The organism is Burkholderia plantarii (assembly GCF_001411805.1).
GTDB lineage: Bacteria > Pseudomonadota > Gammaproteobacteria > Burkholderiales > Burkholderiaceae > Burkholderia > Burkholderia plantarii.
Genome location: NZ_CP007213.1, coordinates 2,668,107 through 2,693,033 on the forward strand (window position 1 = coordinate 2,668,107; position 24,927 = coordinate 2,693,033).

A 24,927-nucleotide genomic window follows, 5' to 3' on the forward strand; every position below is an offset into this window, starting at 1 on the left:
GGATCACTTGTGGCGGACTCCATGGATTTTCACTTGCTGGCGTTGTTCTCGGTGGCATTCTTCTCGGCCGTTGCCGTGCCCGGCCCGAACGTCGCGTTCGCGGTCGCGCAGGCGATCCGGCACGGCATCCGCACGGCGATCCCGGGCGCGTTCGGCTTCGGCCTCGCCACCGCCGTCCACGCCATCGTGGTGCTGTCGGGCGTCGGCTTCGTGATCCACGCGCATCCGTGGATCCTCGTCTACCTGCGCTGGGTCGGCGCGATCTATCTCGCCTGGCTCGCGTTCGGCGCGTTCTTCGCGAAGGCCGGGCGCGCCGAGGCGCAGGCCGGCAGCGCGAGCCCGCGCAAGATGTTCACCGATTCGCTGCTGGTCTCGCTGACCAATCCGAAGGGCTGGCTCGCGAGCCTGCTCACCTATCCGAGCTTCATCAGCCCGAACGCGTCGTACTCGCGGCAGGCGCTGGCGCTCGGCGTCGCGGCCGTGATCATCTCGCTGTCGATCTACGGCGGCTACATGTTCCTCGCGCACAAGGCGCGCACGGCCTTCGACAACAAGGCGGCGCTGAACCGCATCACCGGCGTGATCTACGCGCTGGTCGCGCTGGGGCTGGTGCTGCTGCCCTAGACGCCGCGCCGGCTCCCGCTCACCCATCCCACGGCCATTCAATCCACGGAACCCACCCCATGAGCAATCTGGTCTTCGACTACGTCATCGTCGGCGGCGGCAGCGCGGGCGCGATCATCGCGCGGCGCCTGGCCGACGCGAACATCGGCACGGTGCTGCTGGTCGAGGCGGGCCGGCCCGACGAGGGCGTGCCCGCGATGATGGACATCTCGCGCCTGTTCGAACTCGACGCCAGCACCGACTGGGGTTTCCTCGCGAGCCCCACGCGTGCCACCAGCCGCCGGCTCACCTACTCGCGCGCGCGGATGCTGGGCGGCTGCGGCAACCACAACGACTGCGCCTACCTGGTGCCGCCGGCCGAGGATTTCGACAGCTGGCGCGAGCTCGGCGCCGCGGGCTGGTCGGGCGCGGACGTAGCGCCTTATTTCGAGCGGCTGCGCGAACGCGTGACGGTCGAGCCGCGCCCCGAGCAGCACCCCGTCTCGCGCGCGTTCCTTGCCGGCGGCGTCGAGCTGGGCCTGCCGAAGGTCGATTTCAGCCGCGGCGTCGAGCCCGGCATCGGCATGCTGACGCTGAACGCGCGCGGGCGCCTGCGCAGCTCGTCGTCGGTCGCCTACCTGCATCCGCTCGACGCGCTGCCGCCCAACCTGACGATCTTCACCGACACGCTGGTGAGCCGCCTCGAGTTCCACGATCGCGTGGCCACCGCCTGCCTGACGAGCCGCGGGCGCATCGCCGCGCGTCGCGAGATCATCGTCAGCGCGGGCAGCATCCAGTCGCCGCAGCTGCTGCTGACCTCGGGCATCGGCGCGGCCGACGAACTTCGCGCGCTCGGCATCGGCGTGATCCACGACAGCCCCGGGGTGGGCCGCCACCTGATCGACCATTACTCGGTGCCGGTGGTGTTCGAGACGGCCGAGCCGGTGGCCGACTGGGACGTCACGCCCTACGAGGCGATCGCCATGCTGACCACCCGCGCGGGCGCGAGCGCGGCCGAGAGCCAGGTGCAACTCGGCCTGACCTCGGGCTGGGTCAACGGCCGCTTCGGCGACGAATACGATCCGGCCGCCCCGAAGCAGCGCTCGGTGATCGCGCTCGAACCGAACGTCGCGCGCAGCCGCAGCGAGGGTAGCGTGCGGATCAGCTCGCCCGACATCGGCGTGGCACCCGTCATCGATCTGAACTACCTGTCCGACCCCGACGGCTACGACGAATCGGTGCTGCTCGAAAGCGTGCGGTTCTGCCGCCGGCTCGGCCAGACCGCGAGCTTCGGCGGGCTGCTGCGGCGCGAGCTGTCGCCGGGGCCGGACGTAGCCGACGAGGCCGCGCTGCGCGCCTACATCCGCGAGCACTGCCAGACCTACTACCACGCCTCGGGCACCTGCCGCGCCGGCGCCGCGAGCGATCCGCTCGCGGTGCTCACGCCCGACCTCAAGGTCAAGGGCGTGACGGGCCTGCGCGTCTGCGATGCGTCCGTGTTCCCGGCGATGGTGTCGGTCAACATCAACGCGACCGTGATGATGGTCGGCGAGAAGGCGGCGGACCTGATCATCACCGAGGCGAGGGCCGGCGCGTTCGCCGGCCACGGCGGCGAGGCCGCCACCCACTGACGCGGTGCCGCCGCGCGCCGGCGGCGCCACGCATCGCGGCGCCGCCGGCGCAGGCGTGATTCACAACGGAGGCTGCAAGCCCATGCCGATCAAGATTCCCAAAGGCCTGCCGGCGGTGCCGGCGCTGGCGATGGAAGGCGTCATGGTGGTGGACGACGAGAGCCCGGTCGGCCGCTACCACCGGCCGCTGCGCGTCGGCCTGCTGAACCTGATGCCGAACAAGCTCGACACCGAGCTGCAGATCGCGCGCCTGCTCGGCGCCACGCCGCTGCAGGTCGAGCTGACGCTGGTGAAGATCACCAACCATGCGCCGAAGCACACGCCGGTCGATCACCTCGTGTCGTTCTATCACGACTGGATGGACGTGAAGGGGCAGAAGTTCGACGGCTTCGTGATCACCGGCGCGCCGGTCGAGACGATTCCGTTCGAGGACGTCAGCTACTGGGACGAACTCGTCAGCATCTTCGCGTGGACCCAGACCCACGTCCACCACAGCCTGAACATCTGCTGGGGCGCGCAGGCGGCCATGCATCACTTCCACGGCATGCCGAAGCACGTGCTGCGCGAGAAGGCGTTCGGCGTGTTCCGGCATCGCAGCCTCAAGCAGGATTCGCCGTACCTGAAGGGCTTCGCCGACGATTTCGCGATCCCCGTGTCGCGCTGGACCGAGATGCGCGACACCGACATTCCGCCCGACAGCGGCGTGTCGGTGCTGATCGATTCGCCCGACACCGGCCTGTGCCTGCTCGACGATCCGCGCCACCACGCGCTGCACATCTTCAACCATATCGAGTACGACTCGCACACGCTGGCCGACGAATACTTCCGCGACCGCGCGCTGGGCCGCGCGATCGGCCTGCCGCGCCACTACTTCCCCGACGACAGCGAGACGCTGCCGCCGCGCAACCAGTGGCGCAGCCACGCGCACCTGCTGTTCGGCAACTGGATCGGCCAGATCTTCCAGACCACGCCGGCCGACCCGAGCCGCATCGGCCTGGACCGCTGAGCGCGCGGCACCACTTTCACTCGACCGACGGATACCCGGGATGAGCATGGATTTCGACGAACTGAAGCGGGCGGTGGCCGCCGGCACCATCGACACGGTGCTCGTCTGCCTGGTGGACATGCAGGGGCGGCTGATGGGCAAGCGCTGCCACGCCGACTATTTCGTGCGCCACGGCCACGCGGAGACGCACGCCTGCAACTATCTGCTGGCCGACGACATCGAGATGCAGCCGGTGCCCGGCTACGCGAGCGCGAGCTGGGCCGACGGCTATGGCGACTTTCTGCTCAAGCCCGATCTCGCCACGTTGCGGCGGCTGCCGTGGCTGGAGGCGACGGCGCTGGTGATCTGCGACGTGTTCGATCCGCACGGCCGGCCGGTCGCGCATTCGCCGCGGCAGATCCTGCAGAAGCAGCTGCGGCGCCTGACCGAGCGCGGCATGCGCGCCGCGTTCGCCTCCGAGCTGGAGTTCTACCTGTTCGATGAAAGCTACGAGGCGATCGCGCAGCGTCAATACCGCGAGCCGCGCCTGGCCGGCACCTACAACCAGGACTATCACCTGCTCTCCACCACGCGCCAGGAAGCGGTGATGCGGCCGATCCGCAACGGCCTGCACGGCGCCGGCGTCGCGGTGGAATGCACCAAGGGCGAAGGCAGCGCGGGCCAGGGCGAGATCAACGTGCGCTACGCCGATCCGCTCGCGATGGCCGACCAGCACACGCTGATCAAGCACGCCAGCAAGGAGATCGCCGCGCAGCACGGCAAGGCGATCACGTTCATGGCCAAGTGGCGCTACGAGCTGGCCGGCTCGTCGAGCCACATCCACGCCTCGCTGTGGTCGGCCGACGGGCGCTCGCTGTTCCATGACGCGCGCGAGCCGCACGGCATGTCGGCGCTGATGCGCCACTACGTGGCCGGCCAGCTCAAGTATTCGCGCGACATCACGCTGCTGCTCGCGCCGAACGTGAATTCGTACAAGCGCTTCCAGGCCGGTACCTTCGCGCCGACCACGGCCGCCTGGAGCCGCGACAACCGCACGGCCGGCTTCCGCCTGTGCGGCGAGGGCTCGGATGCCGTGCGGCTGGAATGCCGGATCGGCGGCGCCGACCTCAACCCGTATCTGGCGTTCGCCGGGCTGATCGCGGCCGGCCTCGCCGGCATCGACGAGCAGCTGCCGCTGCCCGCGCCGTTCGTCGGCGACGCCTATCGCGACGGCGAACTGCCCGAGATCCCGAAGACGCTGCGCGCGGCGGCCGAGGTCAGCGCGAATTCGACATGGCTGCGCGAGGCGCTGGGCCACGAGGTGGTGGATCACTACGTCCACGCCGCGCGCTGGGAGCAGCTCGAATACGACCGGCGCGTGACCGACTGGGAGCTGCTGCGCGGCTTCGAGCGCGGCTGACGCCGTGCGCCCGCGCGCTCGGCGGCCCGCCCGCCGGGGTGCCCCCGACGATGCCGGGCCACCCGGCCGCCACCCTTCATGCCGGCTCCGCACCGGATGGCGTGCCGGCTTCCCCGCCGTATCGCGCGCCGTCGATGCGGCTCGATACGCTGATGTTCCCGGCCGGATGCTCGTGGATGATCACGTTGATGATCTTCGGGTCCGAGCCGATCGCGTCATGCGTCACTTCGATGATTTCGCGCAGCAATTGCTCGCGGCGCTCGCGCGTCAGGCCCTGCTTGATATGGCATTCGATGAAAGGCATGGTCGGATTTCCTTGAATGATGGCGCCGGCATCAAGCTTCATTCGAGCCGTTCGAGCAGCGCGCGATCGTTGCCCGCGCCTTCGACGTAATCGGGCAGATGCTCGCCGTGTTCGACGAAATTGATGCCGCGGCCTTCGCGGATCACCAGAAAGATATCGTTGCGGGTTTCGCCGGTTGCCGCGCTGACCGCGCGCATCAACCCCTGCGCGAGCTTGCGTTTCTGCTCGTCGGTGCGGCCGGTGCGCATGTCGCACGAGATGAGGGCCATGATCGTCTCCTGACTGGTTTGCAATCCTGATGAATGAACGACGCCCGACGGCGTCACTGGATCCCGGGATGGGTGGCCGGGTAGGTCGGCTCGCGATGCACGCGCGCCATGAGCCGCATCAGTCCGGCGATCGGACGGCGTTCGAGATCGTCCACCACGCCGATGATCTCGTCGCGCAGGGCGGGCCCGGCATGGGGCTCGGCGAGCCAGTGAAATTTCTCCACGGTGCGCGCCCAGCTAAGCGGATTGTCGAGCCCGCCCTCGAAGCCGACGTGCTGCTTCGACAGCGTGCGGCCGTCGCGGCAGCGGATCGTCACGCGCGTGTTGAGCGCCTGTGGATACTGGGCGCTGAAGGTCGCGTCGGGCCGTACCGTGACGCGCGCGAGCAGGCGCTGCGCGTCGTCGGCGCGAATCCGTTCGGGTTCGAGCTGCGCCGGTCCCACGCGGCCGTCGAGCAGCGCCACGGCGATCAGGTACTTGAGGTTGTAGTCGGCCTGCTCCTTGGTGCGCGGCTGGTCCTTCGCGCCGAACCCGCCGCCGCCCGCGATGTCGTAGCCGCTCTGGAAGATGTCGCATTCCACCGCCTCCACTTCGTCGGCGCGGATCGCGTGGGCGCGCCGCAGCGCCAGCGTGGCTTCCAGCACCGGCTGCCCGTGGATCAGCGCGCAGTATTTCTTCATCACGGTCTGGTGGACGACGTCGAGCCGCGGCTCGGCCCAGTCCACCTCGACCGGCTGCGCGAACATGCGCTCGAGGCCGTTCGGCCCCTCGAACAGGCGCAGCGGCCCCGTGAAGCCGCGCTTCGCGAGCGAGGCGGCATAGACCGCGCGCATGCCGGTGATGCCGGGCGAGAAGCCCTTCCATTGCGAAACCGGCTCGGCGTGGACGCAGGCGAGCGAGACGTTGTCGACCGCGGCGATCGCGATCGCATGCGCGAGTTGCTGCGCCGTCAGGCCAAGCAGCTTGCCCGCGCCCGCCGCCGCCGAGATCGCCAGCTGGATCGCATGATTGAAGCCCTGCTCCATCACCGGCACCACGGCCGTGATGCGCGCCTGGATCTCGTAAGCCACCGCGAGCGCGAGCATGAACGCGTCGCCGCTCGCGCCGGCATGCTCGGCCGCGGCCAGCACCGTGCCGAGGTTGTCGCTCGGATGACAGAGGCCGCCCGGCGACATGTAGCTGTCCAGCAGATCGACGTAGCGCACCAGGCCCGAGTTGTAGAGCGCCGCCTGATCGGGCGAGGCGCGGCCGCCGCCGATCAGCGTGCAGCTGCCGCCGGTGCCGCGATACTCGTCGAACTGCTCGCGCAGCGCGGCGAACGGCGGGCCCGGCAGCGCCGCCGTCGCGCAGCCGAGGCTGTCGAGGATGTTGCGCCTGAACCGCGTGCGCGCCTCGGGCGACAGATGCTCGGCGCGCGCGGCATGGGCGAATTCGCCGATGCGTTGAACGATCGTGGGTTGATCCATTGCCTTTCGTCTCCTGCAGCCGTTTCCGTCACGTTCGCACTGAACGCCGGATACGACAAACGAAAGATCCGGATAGGGATATCAGGCCGGGAGATAACCGCGGCGGCACGCGCGCGCCGCCGGGACAGGCATCGCGCGCGCCGGCGAGCGGACCGCGATGGCGCCGGGCCGCCCGGCGAGGGCGACGCCCGGCGGCGGCGGGCGCGTCAGCCGCCGCCGTTCATGCCGCTGCCGCGCGCGCCGTTCGGGCCGGCGGCGTCGTTGCGATGCATCGGCGGCTGCATCGGCACCTGCTGCATCGCGCCGCCGGTGCGGCCCGCCGACATGTCGGTCTTGTTCGGATAGTGCGGATCCTCGCCGCGCGCGCCCGGCGCGGTCGTGGCGCGCGCCTGCTGGGCCATGTCGGGCGGCGTCGACGGCGGCGTCTGCGCGGACGCGGTCGTGCCGGGCGCGGCGAACAGCGTGATCGAGGCGGCGGCCGTGGCGGCGATGAGGCGAACGGGTAGCGTCATGAGGAAGCTCCGTGGAGTGACTGGGACACCACGATCCGCAAGCGCCGTGCCGCGACCGCGCGCGGCGTGTGGATGGGCGGCGGCAGGCGCGCCGCCCGACCGCGCCGCCGCCCGCCACGGCCGGCCGCGCCCGTTCTCGACGCCGCCGGCGCGAAGCCCGCGCGGGCCGGCTGCACGCTTGCAGGTCGCTGCGCCGGCGTGGGCGGTTCTGACAAGGCATGCAAAAAGTGCAGGCGGCTGAACGGAAGTCCGTGACGATTCACGCGAATGTCGCTCATCCGTCACGAACGGGCGCATGCCGCGTGTCAGCCGCCGACGTCGGCCGGCGCCGCCTCGCGAGGCGGCGCGCCGCCGTGCCCCGCGGCGCGTGCCGTGCCCACGGCCGCCTCGCGCGCCGCCGGACGCGGCACCCGGCGCATCCGCCAGCGCGCATAGGCGGCCGTCACGAGCGGCGCGAGCAGCGAGGTGACGATCGTCGAGGCCGCGATCTGCGGCGTGGCCACCGCCACCAGCGAGCCGAGGCGCGGATCGACGGCCGCGATCGCGGTCGGCGTGGCCACGGCGTTGCCGGCCGTGGTCGCGGCCGCCATGCCGCCCACCCCGGTGCCGCCCGCGAGCCGCGAGGCCAGCACGTTGAAGCAGGCACCGGCGACCAGCGTGATGATGCCGAGCACGATGCCCGACAGCCCCGCGCCGAGGATCGCGTGCAGGTTGATCTGCGCGCCCAGGCCGAACGCGAAGAACGGGATCAGCAGGTCGCCGCCCGACTTGAGGAACTTGCGCATGTCCTCGTCGAGGTTGCCGAGCACCATGCCGATCACGATCGGCAGCACGGTGGCCACCAGATCCAGCACCGGGATCCGCGCGAGGCCGGACAGCCCGAGCGCGACCATCGTCACGAACGGGCCTTCGAGGATCGACAGCACCGCCAGCGCGCCGCGATCGACCTCGTCGCCGAACTGGCGCGTGAGCGCCGCGTAGAGGCCCATGTTGGCGTTCGTGACGGCCGCGATGACGGCCATCCCCGACAGCCCGAGGAAGCCCTGCGGGCCGCACAGCTTGCTGACCAGCAGGCCGATCAGCACGCCGCTCGCCAGCTTGGCCAGCGTGATCGCCGCGCCGTTGCGCAGCGCGCGCGGCGCCGTGCGCAGCTGGATCTCGGCGCCCATGCAGACGAAGAACACCGCGAGGATCGGCAGCGCGCCGTGCGCGAGCTGCGTCGAGAAACTGCCGATGCCGAGCACCTGCGGCGCGAACGTATTGAGGATGCTGCCCCAGAGCAGGGGGATCACCATCATGCCGCCGGGGAAGCGTTCGATGGCCTTCTTGATGTTCATGTCGAGTCTCCTGCCGGATCGGGCGCGTGGCGCGCCTCGCCGGTATTGGTATTGCCGCCTGGGTTGCCGCCCGGACGCGTGCCGGGCGCACCGATATGTGGTCGATCCGCCGTCGCTGCCCGGGCCGGGCACCGGCGAGCCGCCACCACGCCGCGCGCGACACGCGCGACGCGGATTCGACACGCGTGGCGACGCGCGGCGCGCGGGCACCGCCGCGCGCCGCCGCCGTCACATCTGCGCGCCGATCATCCAGGGCACGAATTCCTCGTTGCCCACGCCGAGCGCCTCGCTCTTGCTCTTGCCGCCCGAGGCCACCTCCACGATCATGCGGAAGATCTCCTCGCCCTTCTGCTCGACCGTCGCCGTGCCTTCCATGATCTCGCCGCAGTTGATGTCCATGTCGTCCACCATGCGTGCGTACATCGTCGAGTTGGTCGCGACCTTGATCGACGGCGCCGGCTTCGCGCCGAAGCACGAGCCGCGGCCGGTGGTGAACACCACCAGGTTCGCGCCGCTCGCGATCTGGCCGGTCGCGCCCATCGGGTCGTAGCCCGGCGCGTCCATGAACACCAGGCCGTTCGTGTCGACCGGCTCCGCGTAGCGGTACACGCCCATCAGCGGCGACGAACCGCTCTTGGCCACCGCGCCGAGCGATTTCTCGAGGATCGTGGTGAGGCCGCCCGCCTTGTTGCCGGGCGTCGGATTGTTGTCGATGCTGCCCTTCTCGCGCTCGGCGTAGGCTTCCCACCAGTGGATCCGCTCGACGATCTTCTCGCCCACTTCACGACTCACCGCGCGGCGCGTGAGCAGGTGCTCGGCGCCGTAGATCTCGGGCGTCTCGGTCAGGATCGCGGTGCCGCCGTGACGCACCAGCAGGTCCACCGCCGCGCCGAGCGCCGGGTTGGCCGTGATGCCCGAGTAGCCGTCCGAGCCGCCGCACTGCAGCGCGATGCTGATGTGCGAGACCGGCAGCGGCTCGCGCACCGCCTGGTTCGCGATCGGCAGCATCGCCTGCACGGCCGCGATCGCCGCGTCCACCGTCTTCTGCGTGCCGCCCTGCTCCTGCATCACGAGCGGCACCAGCAGCGGGCCCGGCTCCACGCCTTCGGCCACGAACATCGCGCCCATCTGGTTCGCCTCGCAGCCGAGGCCGATGATCACCACGCCGGCGAAGTTCGGATGCCTGACGTAGCCGCCGATCGTGCGGCGCAGCTGCTGGATGCCTTCGCCGTTGTGATCGATGCAGCAGCCGAAGCTGTGCGTGATCGGCACGATGCCGTCCACGTTCGGAAACGCGTCGAGCGCGCCCGGCGCGCTGAAGTGCTGCGAGACCAGCTTGGTGACCGTGGCCGAGCAGTTCACCGTGCTGATCACGCCGATGTAGTTGCGCGTCGCCACGCGGCCGTCGGCGCGGCGAAAGCCGTTGAACGCGAGCGGCGCCGCGGCCGGCACCACCTCGCGGCGGTCCTCGCCGAACGCGTAGTCGCGATTGAACTCGCCGATCGACAGGTTGTGGACGTGGACGTGTTCGCCCGCGCGGATCGGCTGCGTGGCGAAGCCGATGATCTGGCCGTAGCGGCGCACCGGCCCGCCCTGCGCGACGTCGCGGCAGGCGATCTTGTGGGCGGGCGGGATCTCGGCGGCGGCGACAAGATCGCCGAATTCGGCGAGAATCGTTCCGGCGGCAATCGCGCCGCGGGCGATCAGGACGTCGTCGTTGTCGTGCAGCTTGATGGCGAGCGTGGCTTGGCTCATCTCGGTTCCTCTGTATGTAGGGTCGGGCTGCCGGGCCGCGCCAGTCGTATGGTTCCTTGCTTGCGCTTGCCGGGCACACGCATCATGCGACCGGCGCGAAGCCGGGCGCAAATTGGTCAGGCCACTTTTTCGGGCGGGCCGGGAAGAGAGCAGACGGTGGATAGTCGGACGAGAAACACCGGCGCGCTGGCCAGCACGGTCAGGCGCATCGAGACGGGCATCACGGAGGGACGCTGGCGCGCCAACGAGCGGCTGCCGTCGGAGCGCGCGCTGGCCGAGGCGTTCGGCGTGTCGCGCGCGACCATCCGCGAGGCGATCGCGCGGCTCGCGAGCAAGGGGCTGCTGGAGACGCGGCGCGGCAGCGGCGTCTACCTGCTCGGCGCGAAGCCGGCCGCGCTCGCCGCGCCGTGGCTGCAGCTGATCAGCGAGACGCCGCCGCTACGCACGGAGACGCTGGAATTCCGGCTCGTGTTCGAATGCGCGGCGGCGCGCTTCGCGGCGCAGCGCTCGTCGCAGCGCGAGCTGGAGAAGTTCGAGGCGATCCTCGAGCGCATGCACGCCGCCGTGCGCGACGCCGACGTGGACGAAGAAGCCGCCACCGACGGCGAATTCCACGCCACGCTCACGGCCGCCTCGCACAACCGCCTGCTCGACCAGTTCTACGCGAGCGTGATCACGATGCTGCGCGAGCACATCGCGAGCAATACCTACGACGCCACCGTCAACAACGCGAACGCCGCGATCCAGGCGCGCGACCGCCTGCACCAGCACGAGGGCATCTATCGCGCGATCCGCGACCGCGATCCGGACGCGGCGCAGCAGGCGATGTTCGTGCATATCGATTACGTGGGGCGGCAGTTCAACGTGTAGCACGCTGGCGGGCTGATCGCGGGCCGCCGCGCCCCGCGCGAGCCATCGTCAATACAAGCCCAGCACCCGCGCCCGCAGGCGGATCAACCCAAGCAGCGCGTCGGTGAACGGCGTCGGCACCTGCACGATCACGCCCAGCTCGCGCACGCTCGCCACCAGCGCGTCGATCTCCACCGGCTTGCCCGCCTCCACGTCCTGCAGCATCGAGGTGCGCATCGCGCCGAGCTTCGCGGTGACGGCGTGGCGCTCCTGCGGATCCTGCTCGATCGGAATGCCGATCTCGCGGCCGATCGCGGCGGCCTCGTTCATCACGCGGGTCGCGAAGCCGCGCACGAGTTCGTCGTCGAGCACGCGATCGGTGGTGGCGCCCGTCAGCGCGCTGATCGGGTTCATCGTCATGTTGCCCCACAGCTTGAACCAGATGTCGCGTTGAATGCGCGGCGACAGCTCGACCTCGAAGCCGGCCGCGGTCAGCGCGCGGGCGATGCGCCGCGTGCGCTCGCGCGGCTCGCCGGCCGCCTCGCCCACGATCAGGCGCCGGCCCTGATGGTGACGCACCACGCCCGGCGCCGGCTGCTGGCAGCTCGCATGCACCACGCAGCCGATCGTGTTCGCGGCGGGAATCGCGGCCGCGATCGCGCCCGAGCGATCGACCGATTCGAGCCGCGTGTCGGCCAGCGCGGCGCCGAGCCCGGCGCAGAACCACCACGGCACGCCGTTCATCGCCGTCAGCACCGCCGTGTGCTCGCCGATCAGCGGGCCGACGCGCGCGGCCACGTCGGCCATCGCCGGCGCCTTCACCGCGATCACGACCAGCTCCTGGGGGCCGAGCGCGGCCGGGTCGTCGCTGGCGGTGACGGACACCGCCTGCGTGGTGCCCTGCTCGATCAGCGTGAGCCCGTCGCGACGCAGCACGTCGAGCGCGGCGCCGCGCGCGACCACCGAGACCGCGTGGCCCGCCAGCGCGAGCCGCGCGCCGATCCAGCCGCCGATCGCGCCGGCGCCGTAGATGGTGACCTTCATTGCCTGTCTGCTCCTGTCATGGGTCGATCGGCATCGCGCTACCCGACCGCCGAAGGCGCGGCTCGCGATGTCCCGCACCGATGATAGGCGAGCCGGCCGCGCGGTTGGGCATCACGTCGATCGGCACGCTTCGATTCGCGTTGCCACCGGCCGCGTCGCGCGGGACTCGCGCCTGGCCGCGCTCGATGCGAGATCGCTTCCCATGGCACCCCGTCAGCGAAGCGGCGGCCCGAAGGCGGCTCCATGAAACCGCGTTCAGCGCGCCGTTGTCAGTTAAATTTCTAGCTCTTTTCGCGGCACGCTCGAACCTCATGCCAACACCACGCAAAGGAAAAATTGATTTCCTCAAGGGCTTGCGCGGCGCGGGAGCGATGGCGGTGATGGCCGGCCATCCGATCGGCGCCTTCTTTCCGGCAGCCGCCTTCGGCACCCCGGACAACGTTCACGCCGCCGCCGACCTCCCTTCGTACAATCTGCCCGTCCTGCATGTTTTCTTTGACGGCGGCTTCGCGGGCTACGTCCTCACGCTCAACCCGGCGAGATGGAAAACCAGCGCGATCAAAAGGTTTCCGCGCCTCATGATCCCCGCCTTTGCCTCGGTGATGCTCGCCTATCTCGTGATCAAGTCAGGGCTCGTGTTCAACCCGGCGGCGGCACCGCCGTCGAAATCGATATGGCTCGGCTATTTCTACAAGCAGCCCGCCGACTTCCTGTCGGCCCTGCACGAGGCCTTGATCGGCGCCGTTCTGCCCGGACATGCGACGTACAACTCCAGCCTGTGGACCATGGCATTCGAGTTTTATGGCGCGCCGCTCTGCCTTGCTCTCGCTGTCATGTGCGAACCCCTGCGGCGCGGGAAAACGGCCGTTTACGTGCTGAGGCATTCACGACGAAGCATGCTCGCGGACCGGCGAAATCAACCGGCGGCCGACCGATAGCCTGGGCGCAACGAGCGGCCCGACCCGCGCCAGACCCGCCTCTACAGCACCTCGAACCCCATCTGCGCGTTATCGCCGAGCAGAAACCCCTGATTGATCTCCGCGGCGCGGCGCAGGAAATTCCATAGCGCCGAGATGCGCCGCAGGCCGCGAATGTCCTCGCGGCAGCAAAGCCAGAAATGCCGGATCAGCGACACCTCGTCGGGCAGCACGGCCACGAGGCGCGGGTCCGGCTCGGCCATGAAGCATGGCAGGATCGCGAGCGCCGTGCCCTGCAGCGCGGCGTGATACTGCGCGACGATGCTGGTGGTCGACAGGTTCGAATGCGCGCCCGGGATCACGCGCTCCAGATACAGCAGTTCCGGGCTGAACACGAGATCGTTCACGTAGTTCAGGAACACGTGCTCGCGCAGTTCGGCCAGGCGCGCCGCCACCGGGTGCCGCGCCAGGTACTCGCGCGTCCCGTACAGCCGCAACCGGTAATCGCAGAGCTTGGTATGCACGTACTGGCCGCGCTCGGGCCGCTCCAGCAGGATCGCGATGTCGGCCTCGCGCTTGGACAGGCTGACGAAATGCGGCACCGGCAGCAGGTCGATCGAGATCTCCGGATGCGCGTGCGAGAAATGCGCGAGTTGCGACGCGAGGAAGAACGAGCCGAACCCTTCGGTCGAGCCGATCCGCACATGCCCCGACAGCAGGTCGGCGCTGCCCTTGAACTGCTCGCTGGCCGACTGCACGGCGCTCTCGATCCGGTCGGCATAGGCGAGCAGGCGCTGCCCTTCGGCCGTCAGCGCGAAGCCCCCGGCGCGCGACTTCTCGAACAGCACGGTGTCGAGCGACGCCTCGAGTTCGCGCACGCGGCGCGCGACGGTGGTGTGATCGCAGCCGAGCCGTTTCGCGGCGGCGCTCGCCGTCTGCAAGCGTGCCACCGCAAGGAAATACCGCAGGTCGTCCCAGTTGATCCGATGTGCGTCGGTTGTGGATTTTTGCATAACGGATGGGCGTTTAGCGTTATTTCGTGTGGAAAATCAAAGAACTATACTCGGCGTGACGTTGCGATCAAGAGCAGCGCGCCATGGGGATTCCCCTCAGTGGACAACAAGACCGGAGACAACATGGACCTTCAATCATCGGCCGCCGCGATGCCGCGGGCCACGCACAAGTCACGCAGGGACTATGTCGTGGCCGGCTGGGCAAGCATGGCCGGCACCACCATCGAGTGGTACGACTTCTTCCTCTACGGCACCGCCGCCGCGCTCGTCTTCAACAAGGTGTTCTTCCCCTCGCTCGACCCCGTGCTCGGCACGATGGCCGCGTTCGCCACCTACGGCGTGGGCTTCATCGGGCGGCCGATGGGCGGCCTGATCTTCGGCCACTTCGGCGACCGCATCGGCCGCAAGTCGATGCTGATGGCGACGCTGCTGATGATGGGCATCCCGAGCATGGCGATCGGCCTGATCCCGTCGTTCCAGAGCATCGGCTACTGGGCCGCGGGGCTGCTGGTGGCGATGCGCTTCATCCAGGGCATGGCGGTGGGCGGCGAATGGGGCGGCGCCGCGCTGATGGCGGTGGAGCACGCGCCGCCCGGCAAGAAGGGCCTGTTCGGCAGCTTCCCGCAGACCGGCGTGGGCTTCGGGCTGATCCTCTCGTCGAGCGCGATGGCGGTGGTCGCGAACCTGCCCGAGCCGGCGCTGCTGTCGTGGGGCTGGCGCGTGCCGTTCCTCGCCAGCGTCGCGCTGCTGATCATCGGCTGGTACATCCGCACGCGCGTGCCGGAATCGCCCGACTTCGAGCAGCTGAAGCAGGACGGCGCGCGCGTGAAGTCGCCCGTGGCGGCCGTGATCGTCCACCATCGCCCGGCGCTGCTCGCCATCATCGGCGCGCGCACGGCCGAGAACACCTGGTTCTATCTGGTGGTCGCGTTCGCGCTGTCCTACGCGGCCAACCAGTTGAAGATCCCGAAGGCGGCGATCCTGCACGCGATCACGGCCGGCGCCGCGCTGTCGCTGTTCACGATGCCGCTGGCCGGCTACCTCAGCGACACCATCGGCCAGAAGCGGCTGTTCATGATCGGCCTGGTGGTGATGTGCCTGTTCTCGGCGCCGTTCTTCTCGATGCTGGAAACGCGGCACGCCATGCTGGTCTGGTGGGCGATGGTGCTCGGCGTGGGCGTGGTGTTCCCGATCCTCTACGCGCCGGAATCACAGTTCTTCGCCGCGCAGTTCCCGGCGCAGGTGCGCTACAGCGGCATCTCGGTGTCGGTGCAGATGGCCGGCGTGCTTGGCGGCGGCATCGCGCCGATGATCGCCACCGCGCTGCTGGCCGCGGGCGGCGGCCAACCGCGCTACGTGGTGGCCTACATGATCGCGCTCGGCGTCATCGCGCTGCTGTGCGCCGCGTGCCTGCGCGACGGCAGGGAACCGCGCCAGGCGGCCTGATCCGCAACGCCGGCCGGCGCGCAGGAAGCGCCGGCCGGCCTTCCCCCTCATTCAATCCGGCGTGCGGGGCCACGCCAATTCACCCAGAGAGACAAGCATGAACGCAGTCATTCAGGATAACGTAGCAACCGTTGCCAAGGTACCGCTGCTGATCGACGGCGAGTTCGTCGAATCGGGCACGAGCGAGTGGCGCGACATCGTCAATCCCGCCACGCAGGAAGTGCTCGCGCGCGTGCCGTTCGCCACCGTCGACGAGGTCGACGCGGCCGCCCGCGCCGCGCACGCGGCGTTCGCGAAGTGGAAGACCACCCCGATCGGCGCGCGCATGCGCATCATGCTCAAGTACCAGGAGCTGATCCGCGCGAACCAGACGCGCATCGCCGCCGTGCTGACCGCCGAACAGGGCAAGACGCTGCCCGACGCCGAGGGCGACATCTTCCGCGGGCTCGAAGTCGTCGAGCACGCCTGCTCGATCGGCACGCTGCAGCTCGGCGAGTTCGCCGAGAACGTGGCCGGCAGCGTCGACACCTACACGCTGCGCCAGCCGCTGGGCGTGTGCGCCGGCATCACGCCGTTCAACTTCCCCGCCATGATCCCGCTCTGGATGTTCCCGATGGCGCTGGTCTGCGGCAACACCTTCGTGCTGAAGCCTTCCGAGCAGGATCCGCTCTCCACCATGGAACTGGTCAAGCTCGCGATCGAGGCCGGCGTGCCGAAGGGCGTGCTCAACGTGGTCCACGGCGGCAAGCAGGTGGTGGACGCGATCTGCACGCATCCGCTCGTCAAGGCGATCTCGTTCGTCGGCTCGACCGCCGTGGGCACCCACGTGTACCGGCTCGGCAGCGAGCACGGCAAGCGCGTGCAGTCGATGATGGGCGCGAAGAACCACGCGGTGGTGCTGCCCGACGCGAACCGCGAGCAGACGCTCAACGCGCTGGCCGGCGCCGGCTTCGGCGCGGCCGGCCAGCGCTGCATGGCCACCTCGGCGGTGGTGCTGGTGGGCGCCGCCCGCGAGTGGCTGCCGGACCTGGTGGCCAAGGCCAGGACGCTGAAGGTGAACGCGGGCGTGGAGGCCGGCACCGACGTCGGCCCGCTGGTCTCGAAGGCGGCCAGGGCGCGCGTGCTGTCGTTGATCGAGGAAGGCATCGCGGCCGGCGCCACGCTCGCGCTCGACGGGCGCGAGGTGACGGTGCCGGGCTACGAGCACGGCAACTTCGTGGGCCCGACCATCTTCAGCGACGTCACCACCGACATGTCGATCTACACGCAGGAGATCTTCGGACCGGTGCTGGTGGTGCTGACGGCGGCCACGCTCGACGAGGCGATCGCGCTGGTGAACGCGAACCCGTTCGGCAACGGCGTGGGCCTGTTCACGCAGAGCGGCGCGGCGGCGCGCAGGTTCCAGAGCGAGATCGACATCGGCCAGGTGGGGATCAACATCCCGATCCCGGTGCCGGCGCCGTATTTCAGCTTCACCGGCTCGCGCGGCTCGAAGCTCGGCGACCTCGGCCCCTACGGCAAGCAGGTGGTGCAGTTCTACACCCAGACCAAGACCGTGACGGCACGCTGGTTCGACGACGCGACCGTCAACGACGGCGTGAACACCACCATCAGCCTGCGCTGAGCCACGCGACGAGGACAGCAGATCATGAAGATCGGATTCATCGGGCTCGGCAACATGGGCGCGCCGATGGCGCTCAACCTGCTGAAGGCGGGGCACGCGCTGCGCGTGTTCGACCTCGACGCGGCCGCGCTGCGCACGCTGGCCGACGCCGGGGCGAGCGTGGCGGATTCGCCGAAGGAGGCGGCGAACGACGCCGAACGAGTGATCACGATGCTGCCGGCCGCCGCGCACGTGCGGCGCGTGCTGACGGGCGGCGACGGCGTGCTGGCCGGCCTCGCGCCCGGCGCGATCGTGATCGATTGCAGCACCATCGATCCGGCCACCGTGAAGGCCATGGCCGAGGCCGCCGAGGCGCGCGGCAACCGCTTCGTGGATGCGCCCGTCTCGGGCGGCACGGGCGGCGCGGCGGCCGGCACGCTGACCTTCATGGTCGGCGCCGCGCAGCCGCTGTTCGACACTATCGAGCCGCTGCTGCGCGCGATGGGCAGCAACGTCGTGCGTTGCGGCGAGGTCTCGACGGGTCAGGTGGCGAAGATCTGCAACAACCTGATCCTCGGCATCACCATGGCCGGCGTGTCGGAGGCGATGGCGCTGGGCGAGGCGCTCGGCATCGACCCGAAGGTGCTGGGCGGGATCGTCTCGCGTTCGACCGGGCGCTGCTGGAGCGCGGACACCTACAACCCGTTCCCGGGCGTGATCGAGACCGCGCCGGCCTCGCGCGGCTATACCGGCGGCTTCGGCACCGACCTGATGCTGAAGGACCTCGGCCTCGCCACCGACGCGGCCAGGTCGGTCCGGCAGCCGGCTTACCTCGGCGCGCTCGCGCAGCAGCTGTACCAGGCGCTCAGCGCGAACGGCGGCGGCGGGTTGGATTTCTCGTCCGTGATCGGGCTCTATCGCGCGAAGTCGCGCACGGCGGGCTGACGGGCATGCGGCGGCGTGGTCGGTACGCCGGCCGCGGCCGCGGCTTACTTGTCGAGACCGAGCAGGTAGTCGCGGTCTTCCGCCGGCAGCGCCTCGAGCCAGCCGGCTTCGCCGCCCGGCTGCGGCAGCACGCGGCCGTACTCGGCCATCTGCGCCGGCGGCAGCTCCGCGAGATAGACCCAGACGTGACGCCGGCCGGTGTTCGCCGCGCCGGCGACGATCCCGACGATGTCTTCCAGCAGGCGGCTTTTCTGCTCGGCCGTGCGCCCGGCGCGAATCGTGCCGTGGACGGTGACGTGGTCCGCATCGTGGACGCGCCCGCCGAGGAAATGATCGTCGGCCGCGATCCACCGGAAGATCACCTGCGCGAAGAAACCCTGCGCGCCGGTGGCGCGGCCATGCGCCTGCGTGATGCCGCGCGCGATCCCCTCCTTCTCTTCCTGGCTGAAACGGCCTGCGGCGGCGGATACGACATAGGTCGGCATGGCGTTCTCTCCGTCAAGCGAGTGCGGGGTCGCTTCGGTTGCAGCCCCATCTTTGGACCCGGCGCGGCCCGGGCCAGAAAGGATCGGCCCGCCGCCGGCGAGGCTCCGCCGGCTCGCGGCTTCGCCCCCGGGGCGCGTCAGTCGCGCCCGTCCTCGTCGTTCCCGCGCGGGCCATCCTCGTCGTAGTCGTCGTCGGGCGGCTCCTCGCCCTCGACGTCGGGGCTGAACGCCACGTCGTCGGCATCCCAGTCCACCTCCACCTCGTCGAGGAAGTCCTCGGCGTCGCTGTCGTCGGTCACGTCGTCGGGCAGGTCCAGCGAAATGGTGGCCATCACGTCGCCGTCGAGCGTGATCTCGTGCTCGCTGTTCTCGTCGTTCGAGTCGATGTAATGGACCGTCACGTTGGCGCGCCCGGTCACCTCGATGCCGCTGTCGGGCGAGTCGCCCGGCGTGAAGCCGAGTTCGGTGACGGTCGCATCGGTGATGGTGGCGGGCGGATCCCAGTTCACGTCGCGATGGTCGAGATCGGTTTCCTGGCCGATCAGCCGGTCGCGGATGCCGTCCTCGATCTGCGCCACGAATTCAGGATCGTTGAAAAGCCCTTGCAGGAACGCGCTCATGTTTCCCCTCGATGTTCGGCGGTTGGAGTCTCCGCCGAGGCAGCATACCATTGCGCCGTGGCATCGCGCAGGCGGGCGCTCCCGCCGCCCGCCGCGAGGTGCGCCGGTCAATAAGACGGCTTCAGGTTGATCGCCGTGTTCTTCGCGAAGGTCGCGCTGGTCGACCACAGCTGCCACTTGCGCTGGATCTCCGAGGCCGAATCGGTCGACACGTTCGGCCGTGCCGGCCAGTAGGTCGGGTCGTACCAGCCCCAGTAGTTCGGCGCCACGCCGTTCACGGCCTTGTAGGCCCACGAGGTCCAGCTCAGCCCGGCGTTGTCGTAGGCCGTGATGCTGTGCTGCCACGCGGCGGCGCCGCCCTGGAACGCGTTGAATTCGCCGATGTAGCCAGGCACGTTCCACGAGGCGTGGTTGGCGAAATCGGTGGCCTGGCGGTCCGCGCCCGCGTCGATCACCGACGCGTTGCCGTTCGCGTTCCACTGGTATTCGTGCATCTCGTAGACGACGTTGGTCCAGCCGTACTGTGAAGGCGGGGGCAGCATGTCCCAGTTCCAGTTGCCGAACGTGCCCTCGATGAAGATCATGTGATCGGGGTCGGCGCTGCGGATGCTGGTATAGAGCTTCGCATACGCGCTCCATACCGCCGCCGTGTTCGGCGCGCCGGTCGGCTCGTTGATGAGGTCGTAGCCGGCCACGGTCGCGTTGCCCTTGAAGTGGTTCGCGATCTGCCACCACATCCAGGCGGTGTCGGACTGGTATTCGCTGTTGCTCCAGAACTGGTTGACGTTGGCGCGGCCCGTGTCGGGGTCGGTGCCCTGGCCGCCGATCACGCCGTGCATGTCGAAGATCACGTAGATGCCGTTCGCGGCCGCGTTGGCGACGAGCTGGTCGAGTTCCACGAACGCGTCGCTGCGCCAGCCCGGAATGGTGGGATTGGTCAGGTCGAAGAACTGCCCCCACCAGAGCGGCACGCGCACCGCGTTGAAGCCGCCCGCCTTGATGTTGGCGAAGTCCTGCGCCTGGATCCAGGTGTCCTGGTAGGCCTTCATCAGCACGCGTTCCTCGGCCACGCCATACGAGGCGTCGAGCTGCGCCATCACGCTGTAGGTGTCGGTCAGGCTGCCGGCGTCCATCGGCGACATGTAGCTCTCCATCACGAACCAGCCGCCCAGGTTCACGCCGCGCAGCGCCACGCCTTGCCCGCTCGCGTCGACGATCTGCCGGCCGCTCGCATGCAGCATCGACACGGCCTGCGCGCCGGTGCTCGCGGCGGCGGCAATGACGCCGGCGGCGATGGCGGCCATGATCGGGGCGCGGCGCAGGCGCCGCCACGCGGATCGGCTCGTCGTGGTGTGCTTCGTCGCGTCGTTCGTTGCCCTGTTGTTGGTTGTCATCGGACTGTCCCGTCTCTCGCCCGACACCGCGCCTCGGCCCGAGGCCGCGCCGGGCTGGTTGGATATGAGACCGGCACGCGCGAATCCGGCGGGCTCCTGGCCGCCCGGATCGTGCCGCCACCGGCCATGCGTGATGCGAACCGCGTGCTGCCCGCCCCTCTCACCGCGCATGCCGCCCGTCACGCGCAACAGCGACATCGCATCGCCCTGCCCTTGCCCGGCCGGCCGGCCACGACAGCCATCGTTTCGCGGCCCGCATCATGGCGGCCGATTGCATGCCGTTCATGTGCCGGCAACGAACCGTGCCGGAAATCGATGCAGTTCGTCGTGATCGTTTCGCGTTGCGGCAGGATCGGCCTGCCGTGTCGATGCCGATAAGCATTCCTTACAAATTGCCCGGCAGCGGCACGCCGACCTGTGATGCACGATGCGCGAACACGGTAACACGGCGGCACCTCGCCTGTATCCGGCACGACGTGCCGACTTCACTGGCGTCCCGAAAAATCCCGACAGACGCGCGCCGCTCAGCGCGTGACGACGCTGAATTCGTTACCGCGCCCCTCGCTGATCGGGATCGGCTGCGAAAGATAGCCGTTCGCGGGATCGCGGACATGGGCCAGATACGGGTTGTCATGCTCGAAGGCGTTTTCGGCCAGCACCAGCGCGCCGCCTTTCAGGCGCGGCTCGAGCAGCTTCAGCACCGGCAGGTAGAAGCTGAACGCGCCGTCGAGCAGCACCAGGTCGATCTCGCCGTCGATATCGGCCAGCGTCTCGCGCGCGTCGCCCACCCGGATCTCGACCAGATCGGCGAGTCCGGCGGCTTCCAGGTTGGCCCGCGCGCGCGCCGCCTTGCCGGGCTCCAGCTCGGTGCCGATCAGCCGGCCGCCGCCCATGTCGCGCAGCGCCGAGGCGAGATGGATCGTGGAGATGCCCATCGACGTGCCGAACTCGACGATCCGCGTGGCCCGCCGCGCGCGGGCGCATTGGTAGAGGAAGCGACCGTACTCGGGCGCCACGTTCAGGAAATTGTCGGCGTAGCCGTGATAGAAGCCTCGCAGGTCGCGCGCCTCGCCGGCGACATGCCCGGCGATGATCTCGGCCATCAGCCGCTCGGGCTGCCCGGCCTGCATGAACGGCTCCATCAGCGGCCGGTCGGCCTGCTCCGCCTCCTCGAACAGCCGTTGCAGGGTTTGCGCCACGCGGCCGGTACTCAGTGAATCCATGGTGTCGTCGACTCCGGAAAACGCGGCGCGGGGAAGTCCGTGTGCCGCCGTTCCGGCATGGTAGGGGTGCATCGTGCTGGCCACATTGGGTAAGATTGCCAGAATATTCGGATTTCCTGCCAACCTGCGCCTGGGCTCGCCGCCCCGGCGCGCCAGCGGCCCGCCTCGCGCCATGCCCGTCCTGACCGACCCGCAGCAGCCGATCGAATGGCTCGACCCCGACCTCGTGCCGCGCCCCGTGGTGACCTTCGGCGCCTCCGGCATCGTGATGGCCGACCTCGACCGGCGGAATCCGGACCGCCACGAGACGCACTTCCATCGCCATCGGAAAGGCCAGCTCGTGCTGCTGCTGCGCGGCGTGCTGACCGGCGAGGTGGAGGGCAGCCTCTGGATGGTGCCGCCGCAGAGCGCGATCTGGGTGCCGGCCGGCATGCCGCACAAGATGGCCACCGCCGGCACGGTGGAGTGCTACGTCGCCTTCATCGACGGCGCCGCGGCCGCGCGCCTGCCGCCGGCCTGCTGCGCGGTGTCCGCCACGCCGCTGCTGCGCGAGCTGGTGATCCGCGCCGCCAGCCTGCCGCTGCTCTACACCGAGGGCGGCATGGAATCGCGGCTCGTCACGCTGCTGCTCGACGAACTCGCGGCTGCGCCCACCGGCAAGCTGCATCTGCCGATGCCGGCCGACGTGCGGCTGCGCCGGATCGTCGACGCGATCATGGCCGAGCCGGCCGAGCGCGGCACCATCGCCACCTGGGCGAAACGCGTGGGGCTCAGCGAACGCACGCTGGCGCGCTTGCTCGCGCGCGAGACCGGCATGAGCTTCGGCCAGTGGCGGCGCCAGCTGCACCTGATGCTGGCCGTGAAGTGGCTCAGCACCGGTACGTCGGTGCAGGAGGTGGCCGACGGGCTCGGCTACGAGAGCGCGGGCAGCTTCGTGACGATGTTTCGCAAGGCGCTGGGAACGTCGCCGGGGAAATACGCGGCGGGGGAGCGGGTTTGAGCGCGGGCGCCGAACGGCGCTAGCGGGCGGCGGCGCGCGGCGTCGGGTTGGCCCGACGTGGCTGTCGCCCAGGCGCCGGGGCATCCGGGCGGGCACGGATCGAACGGTGGCAGTGGCCGCCGGGCGGCGGCAACTTTTCGCGCGCACGGCTGTAACCGGCACGGCCCGCGCAGCGAACTGACCGTTCGGACCCATTCTGCCGCCCGAGCGCCCCACCATGTCCCTTCATTTCTCATGCACGATGTGCGGCCGCTGCTGCCACGACCTGCGCCTGCCGCTGTCCGTCGACGAAGCCATCACCTGGCTCGCGCGCGGCGGCGAGGTACAGCTGTTCAGCGACGCGATCCCGTGGCCCGAGGAACCGCCGCCCGACGACGCGCTGGCGCAGCACAAGCGGCGCCGCTCGTTCGCGGCGCACTGCGGGACGCTGCCGGTGCGCGTGTCCGTGACGCTGGTGGCGTCGTTCGCGGGACCGTGCCCGCATCTGCGCGCGGACATGGCCTGCGGTGCCTACGAGCTGCGCCCGCGCGTGTGCCGGATCTATCCGGCCGAGGTCAACCCGGCGCTGGTGCTCGACCCCGCCTCGAAGGCCTGCCCGCCGGAAGCGTGGTCGCCGGACCGCCCGCCGCTGATCGCCGGCGGCCAGCTGGTGGACGCGCAGACGGCCGAACTGATCGCGCAGTCGCGCGAAGCCGATGCGCGCGACCGGCTCGCCAAGGCCTTTCTCTACGCGCAGCTCGGCTACGACACCACCGCGCTCGCCAATGAAGGCTTCGCGATCCACTCGCCGGGGCGCGACCAACTGGCCGCCGCGCTCGAGGCGGCGCGGCTCGCCGCCGCCTACAGCGACCATCACGAACCCGCCTCGCCCTACCCGTGGCACCTCATCACGAACCGCCACGCCACGCTCGCCACGCTGCAATCGATCGACGCGTCGGCGCGGCTCGCCGATGCCGCGCCGGGCGCCGACGCGCCCGCCTATCTCGGCTTCTTCGAGGCCGATGTGCCGGGCTGAATCCGCCCGGCTGAATCCGCCGGCCAGACCGGTGAACCGACCCGCCGCGCGTCAATGCGACGAGACGTATTCGGAGCCGGCAAACGGGGGCGGCAGCGCGAAGCTCTCGCGCATGCGCCTCGTCTCGGCGGCCGGGGTCGCGCCGAACAGCCGTTTGAACTCGCGGTTGAACTGCGAGGCGCTGGCGTAGCCGACGGCATGGCAGGCGGCCTCGGCCGTCATGTCCTGGCGCACCATCAGCAGGCGCGCCTGGTGCAGGCGCGTCGACTTCACGTACTGCATCGGCGAGGTCTGCGTGATGGCCTTGAAGTGGCTGTGGAAGGTGGGCACGCTCATGCCGGCCTCGTTGGCCAGCAGCGGCAGGTCGAGCGGCTGCGCGTAGGTGGCGTGGATCCGGCGCAGCGCCTTGCCGATCTTGCCGAACTGCCCCTGCATCGCCAGCGCGGCGCGCATCGCGTCGCCCTGCGCGCCGGTCAGCACGCGGAAATACAGCTCGCGCACCAGTGCCGGGCCGAGGATCGCCGCATCGAGCGGCCGCTGCATCGCCTCCAGGAAGCGCAGCACGGTGGCGCGCAGCGGCGCGTCCATCGGGCTCGACATCATGCTGCGCGGTGCCTCGGCGCGCGCCGGCGCGGGCTGGCGGTCGATCTGGATCATCAGCTCGGCGGCCACCTGGAAATCGAGGTGCAGGTACAGCGCGAGCAGCGGGCGCGCGGGCGTGGCGTCGGTCTCCATCGTGAACGGCACCGGCACGGCCACCGCCAGATAGTGCTGCTCGTCGTACAAATAGACTTCGTCGCCGAAATAGCCGCGCTTGCGGCCCTGGCAGACGATCACGATGCCGGGATCGTAGAGCACCGGCGTGCGCGCGAGCGGGCGGTCCGAACGCAGCACGCGCACGTCGGGCAGCGGCGTCAGGTTGTAGCCCTCGGCGGGCGCGAGCGCGCTCAGCAGCGTCACCATGCGCTGCCGATCATTGGACCGGGGGGCGGCGGCGGGGCTCGGCGGTTTCATCATGGACTGGATTGACTCATAGAAACAGGCAAGAAAAGCAGAATAACGGGCCTGCAAAAGCTCGGTCCAAGAGAATA

Annotated in this window: 24 protein-coding genes; 11 read left to right on the forward strand and 13 right to left on the reverse strand. The window is 69.8% G+C overall.

What is annotated here, in order from left to right; genetic code table 11:
- The first annotated feature begins 21 nt into the window (after positions 1-21).
- The 4 genes from bpln_RS28045 (at position 22) to bpln_RS28060 (ending at position 4,639) form a co-directional block, all read left to right on the forward strand.
- The gene (locus bpln_RS28045; RefSeq protein ID WP_042628414.1) at positions 22-624 is read left to right on the forward strand and encodes a LysE family translocator; all 603 of its coding nucleotides are present in this window, start codon (positions 22-24) and stop codon (positions 622-624) included.
- A 59-nt stretch (positions 625-683) separates the two neighbouring features.
- Complete coding sequence (locus bpln_RS28050) at positions 684-2,234, forward strand: GMC family oxidoreductase (RefSeq protein WP_055140642.1); 1,551 nt, start codon at positions 684-686, stop codon at positions 2,232-2,234.
- Between the two features lie 82 nt (positions 2,235-2,316).
- Positions 2,317-3,240, forward strand: coding sequence for a homoserine O-succinyltransferase (locus bpln_RS28055; RefSeq protein WP_055141257.1), 924 nt, complete (start codon positions 2,317-2,319; stop codon positions 3,238-3,240).
- Positions 3,241-3,280: 40 nt separating this feature from the next.
- Positions 3,281-4,639: a glutamine synthetase family protein gene (locus tag bpln_RS28060; RefSeq protein ID WP_208459494.1), complete on the forward strand. Its 1,359-nt coding sequence runs from the start codon at positions 3,281-3,283 to the stop codon at positions 4,637-4,639.
- 76 nt (positions 4,640-4,715) lie between these two features.
- Here the strand turns inward: bpln_RS28060 and bpln_RS28065 are convergent, their stop codons facing one another.
- The 6 genes from bpln_RS28065 to bpln_RS28090 form a co-directional block, all read right to left on the reverse strand.
- Positions 4,716-4,943, reverse strand: a complete 228-nt coding sequence (locus bpln_RS28065; protein WP_042628416.1) for a tautomerase family protein — start codon at positions 4,941-4,943, stop codon at positions 4,716-4,718.
- 38 nt (positions 4,944-4,981) lie between these two features.
- Positions 4,982-5,269, reverse strand: coding sequence for a tautomerase family protein (locus bpln_RS28070; RefSeq protein ID WP_244132119.1), 288 nt, complete (start codon positions 5,267-5,269; stop codon positions 4,982-4,984).
- A complete protein-coding gene (locus bpln_RS28075; protein WP_055140644.1) occupies positions 5,266-6,678 on the reverse strand; it encodes an MmgE/PrpD family protein in 1,413 nt (470 codons plus the stop codon). Before bpln_RS28075 ends, bpln_RS28070 begins: the two co-directional genes overlap by 4 nt.
- A 206-nt stretch (positions 6,679-6,884) precedes the next feature.
- Positions 6,885-7,190, reverse strand: coding sequence for a hypothetical protein (locus bpln_RS28080; protein WP_042628419.1), 306 nt, complete (start codon positions 7,188-7,190; stop codon positions 6,885-6,887).
- Positions 7,191-7,495: 305 nt separating this feature from the next.
- The gene (locus tag bpln_RS28085; protein WP_042628420.1) at positions 7,496-8,527 is read right to left on the reverse strand and encodes a 2-keto-3-deoxygluconate permease; all 1,032 of its coding nucleotides are present in this window, start codon (positions 8,525-8,527) and stop codon (positions 7,496-7,498) included.
- 228 nt (positions 8,528-8,755) lie between these two features.
- Positions 8,756-10,282 carry a UxaA family hydrolase gene (locus bpln_RS28090; RefSeq protein WP_042628421.1) on the reverse strand — a complete coding sequence of 509 codons (1,527 nt, stop codon included), beginning with the start codon at positions 10,280-10,282 and terminating at the stop codon, positions 8,756-8,758.
- A 156-nt stretch (positions 10,283-10,438) separates the two neighbouring features.
- Between bpln_RS28090 and bpln_RS28095 the strand changes: the two genes are divergently transcribed.
- Positions 10,439-11,152, forward strand: a complete 714-nt coding sequence (locus bpln_RS28095; RefSeq protein WP_055140645.1) for a FadR/GntR family transcriptional regulator — start codon at positions 10,439-10,441, stop codon at positions 11,150-11,152.
- 48 nt (positions 11,153-11,200) lie between these two features.
- Here the strand turns inward: bpln_RS28095 and bpln_RS28100 are convergent, their stop codons facing one another.
- A complete protein-coding gene (locus bpln_RS28100) occupies positions 11,201-12,175 on the reverse strand; it encodes a 2-dehydropantoate 2-reductase (protein WP_042628423.1) in 975 nt (324 codons plus the stop codon).
- Between the two features lie 104 nt (positions 12,176-12,279).
- Here bpln_RS28100 and bpln_RS28105 point away from each other — a divergent pair, with 104 nt between their 5' ends.
- Positions 12,280-13,113, forward strand: a complete 834-nt coding sequence (locus bpln_RS28105; RefSeq protein ID WP_148654209.1) for a hypothetical protein — start codon at positions 12,280-12,282, stop codon at positions 13,111-13,113.
- Positions 13,114-13,154: 41 nt separating this feature from the next.
- On the opposite strand, the gene bpln_RS28110 is transcribed toward bpln_RS28105, so the two are convergent.
- Entirely contained in the window at positions 13,155-14,105 is a 951-nt protein-coding gene (locus bpln_RS28110) for a LysR family transcriptional regulator (protein ID WP_042628424.1), read from the reverse strand.
- Positions 14,106-14,228: 123 nt separating this feature from the next.
- Here bpln_RS28110 and bpln_RS28115 point away from each other — a divergent pair, with 123 nt between their 5' ends.
- The 3 genes from bpln_RS28115 to mmsB all read left to right on the forward strand — a co-directional run bounded on the left by bpln_RS28115 (position 14,229) and on the right by mmsB (position 18,099).
- Complete coding sequence (locus tag bpln_RS28115) at positions 14,229-15,551, forward strand: MFS transporter (protein ID WP_055140647.1); 1,323 nt, start codon at positions 14,229-14,231, stop codon at positions 15,549-15,551.
- A 97-nt stretch (positions 15,552-15,648) separates the two neighbouring features.
- Positions 15,649-17,175 (forward strand): CoA-acylating methylmalonate-semialdehyde dehydrogenase, encoded by a 1,527-nt coding sequence (locus bpln_RS28120; protein WP_055140648.1) that lies wholly within the window; start codon positions 15,649-15,651, stop codon positions 17,173-17,175.
- A gap of 24 nt (positions 17,176-17,199) precedes the next feature.
- Entirely contained in the window at positions 17,200-18,099 is a 900-nt protein-coding gene (mmsB, locus tag bpln_RS28125; protein WP_055140649.1) for a 3-hydroxyisobutyrate dehydrogenase, read from the forward strand.
- A gap of 44 nt (positions 18,100-18,143) precedes the next feature.
- On the opposite strand, the gene bpln_RS28130 is transcribed toward mmsB, so the two are convergent.
- From bpln_RS28130 to bpln_RS28145, 4 genes are all read right to left on the reverse strand, one after another.
- The gene (locus tag bpln_RS28130; protein WP_055140650.1) at positions 18,144-18,584 is read right to left on the reverse strand and encodes a tautomerase family protein; all 441 of its coding nucleotides are present in this window, start codon (positions 18,582-18,584) and stop codon (positions 18,144-18,146) included.
- Between the two features lie 137 nt (positions 18,585-18,721).
- Entirely contained in the window at positions 18,722-19,204 is a 483-nt protein-coding gene (locus bpln_RS28135; protein WP_055140651.1) for a hypothetical protein, read from the reverse strand.
- A 107-nt stretch (positions 19,205-19,311) separates the two neighbouring features.
- On the reverse strand, positions 19,312-20,598 hold the full coding sequence (locus bpln_RS28140; protein ID WP_055140652.1) for a glycoside hydrolase family 5 protein: 1,287 nt from the start codon (positions 20,596-20,598) through the stop codon (positions 19,312-19,314).
- Between the two features lie 524 nt (positions 20,599-21,122).
- Positions 21,123-21,821 (reverse strand): O-methyltransferase, encoded by a 699-nt coding sequence (locus bpln_RS28145; RefSeq protein ID WP_055140653.1) that lies wholly within the window; start codon positions 21,819-21,821, stop codon positions 21,123-21,125.
- A gap of 172 nt (positions 21,822-21,993) precedes the next feature.
- Between bpln_RS28145 and bpln_RS28150 the strand changes: the two genes are divergently transcribed.
- The gene (locus bpln_RS28150; RefSeq protein WP_042628444.1) at positions 21,994-22,821 is read left to right on the forward strand and encodes an AraC family transcriptional regulator; all 828 of its coding nucleotides are present in this window, start codon (positions 21,994-21,996) and stop codon (positions 22,819-22,821) included.
- 217 nt (positions 22,822-23,038) lie between these two features.
- Positions 23,039-23,836: a YkgJ family cysteine cluster protein gene (locus tag bpln_RS28155; RefSeq protein ID WP_055140654.1), complete on the forward strand. Its 798-nt coding sequence runs from the start codon at positions 23,039-23,041 to the stop codon at positions 23,834-23,836.
- A 51-nt stretch (positions 23,837-23,887) separates the two neighbouring features.
- Here the strand turns inward: bpln_RS28155 and bpln_RS28160 are convergent, their stop codons facing one another.
- A complete protein-coding gene (locus bpln_RS28160; protein ID WP_042628446.1) occupies positions 23,888-24,799 on the reverse strand; it encodes an AraC family transcriptional regulator in 912 nt (303 codons plus the stop codon).
- Between the last annotated feature and the right edge of the window lie 128 nt (positions 24,800-24,927).

What these genes read in the sequence shown, in the direction of transcription:
- bpln_RS28045 (WP_042628414.1), top strand. Translation starts at nt 22, where the DNA reads ATGGATTTTCACTTGCTGGCGTTGTTCTCGGTGGCATTCTTCTCGGCC.
- bpln_RS28050 (WP_055140642.1), top strand. Translation starts at nt 684, where the DNA reads ATGAGCAATCTGGTCTTCGACTACGTCATCGTCGGCGGCGGCAGCGCG.
- bpln_RS28055 (WP_055141257.1), top strand. Translation starts at nt 2,317, where the DNA reads ATGCCGATCAAGATTCCCAAAGGCCTGCCGGCGGTGCCGGCGCTGGCG.
- bpln_RS28060 (WP_208459494.1), top strand. Translation starts at nt 3,281, where the DNA reads ATGAGCATGGATTTCGACGAACTGAAGCGGGCGGTGGCCGCCGGCACC.
- bpln_RS28065 (WP_042628416.1), bottom strand. Translation starts at nt 4,943, where the DNA reads ATGCCTTTCATCGAATGCCATATCAAGCAGGGCCTGACGCGCGAGCGC.
- bpln_RS28075 (WP_055140644.1), bottom strand. Translation starts at nt 6,678, where the DNA reads ATGGATCAACCCACGATCGTTCAACGCATCGGCGAATTCGCCCATGCC.
- bpln_RS28080 (WP_042628419.1), bottom strand. Translation starts at nt 7,190, where the DNA reads ATGACGCTACCCGTTCGCCTCATCGCCGCCACGGCCGCCGCCTCGATC.
- bpln_RS28085 (WP_042628420.1), bottom strand. Translation starts at nt 8,527, where the DNA reads ATGAACATCAAGAAGGCCATCGAACGCTTCCCCGGCGGCATGATGGTG.
- bpln_RS28090 (WP_042628421.1), bottom strand. Translation starts at nt 10,282, where the DNA reads ATGAGCCAAGCCACGCTCGCCATCAAGCTGCACGACAACGACGACGTC.
- bpln_RS28100 (WP_042628423.1), bottom strand. Translation starts at nt 12,175, where the DNA reads ATGAAGGTCACCATCTACGGCGCCGGCGCGATCGGCGGCTGGATCGGC.
- bpln_RS28110 (WP_042628424.1), bottom strand. Translation starts at nt 14,105, where the DNA reads ATGCAAAAATCCACAACCGACGCACATCGGATCAACTGGGACGACCTG.
- bpln_RS28115 (WP_055140647.1), top strand. Translation starts at nt 14,229, where the DNA reads ATGGACCTTCAATCATCGGCCGCCGCGATGCCGCGGGCCACGCACAAG.
- bpln_RS28120 (WP_055140648.1), top strand. Translation starts at nt 15,649, where the DNA reads ATGAACGCAGTCATTCAGGATAACGTAGCAACCGTTGCCAAGGTACCG.
- mmsB (WP_055140649.1), top strand. Translation starts at nt 17,200, where the DNA reads ATGAAGATCGGATTCATCGGGCTCGGCAACATGGGCGCGCCGATGGCG.
- bpln_RS28130 (WP_055140650.1), bottom strand. Translation starts at nt 18,584, where the DNA reads ATGCCGACCTATGTCGTATCCGCCGCCGCAGGCCGTTTCAGCCAGGAA.
- bpln_RS28135 (WP_055140651.1), bottom strand. Translation starts at nt 19,204, where the DNA reads ATGAGCGCGTTCCTGCAAGGGCTTTTCAACGATCCTGAATTCGTGGCG.
- bpln_RS28140 (WP_055140652.1), bottom strand. Translation starts at nt 20,598, where the DNA reads ATGACAACCAACAACAGGGCAACGAACGACGCGACGAAGCACACCACG.
- bpln_RS28145 (WP_055140653.1), bottom strand. Translation starts at nt 21,821, where the DNA reads ATGGATTCACTGAGTACCGGCCGCGTGGCGCAAACCCTGCAACGGCTG.
- bpln_RS28150 (WP_042628444.1), top strand. Translation starts at nt 21,994, where the DNA reads ATGCCCGTCCTGACCGACCCGCAGCAGCCGATCGAATGGCTCGACCCC.
- bpln_RS28155 (WP_055140654.1), top strand. Translation starts at nt 23,039, where the DNA reads ATGTCCCTTCATTTCTCATGCACGATGTGCGGCCGCTGCTGCCACGAC.
- bpln_RS28160 (WP_042628446.1), bottom strand. Translation starts at nt 24,799, where the DNA reads ATGGTGACGCTGCTGAGCGCGCTCGCGCCCGCCGAGGGCTACAACCTG.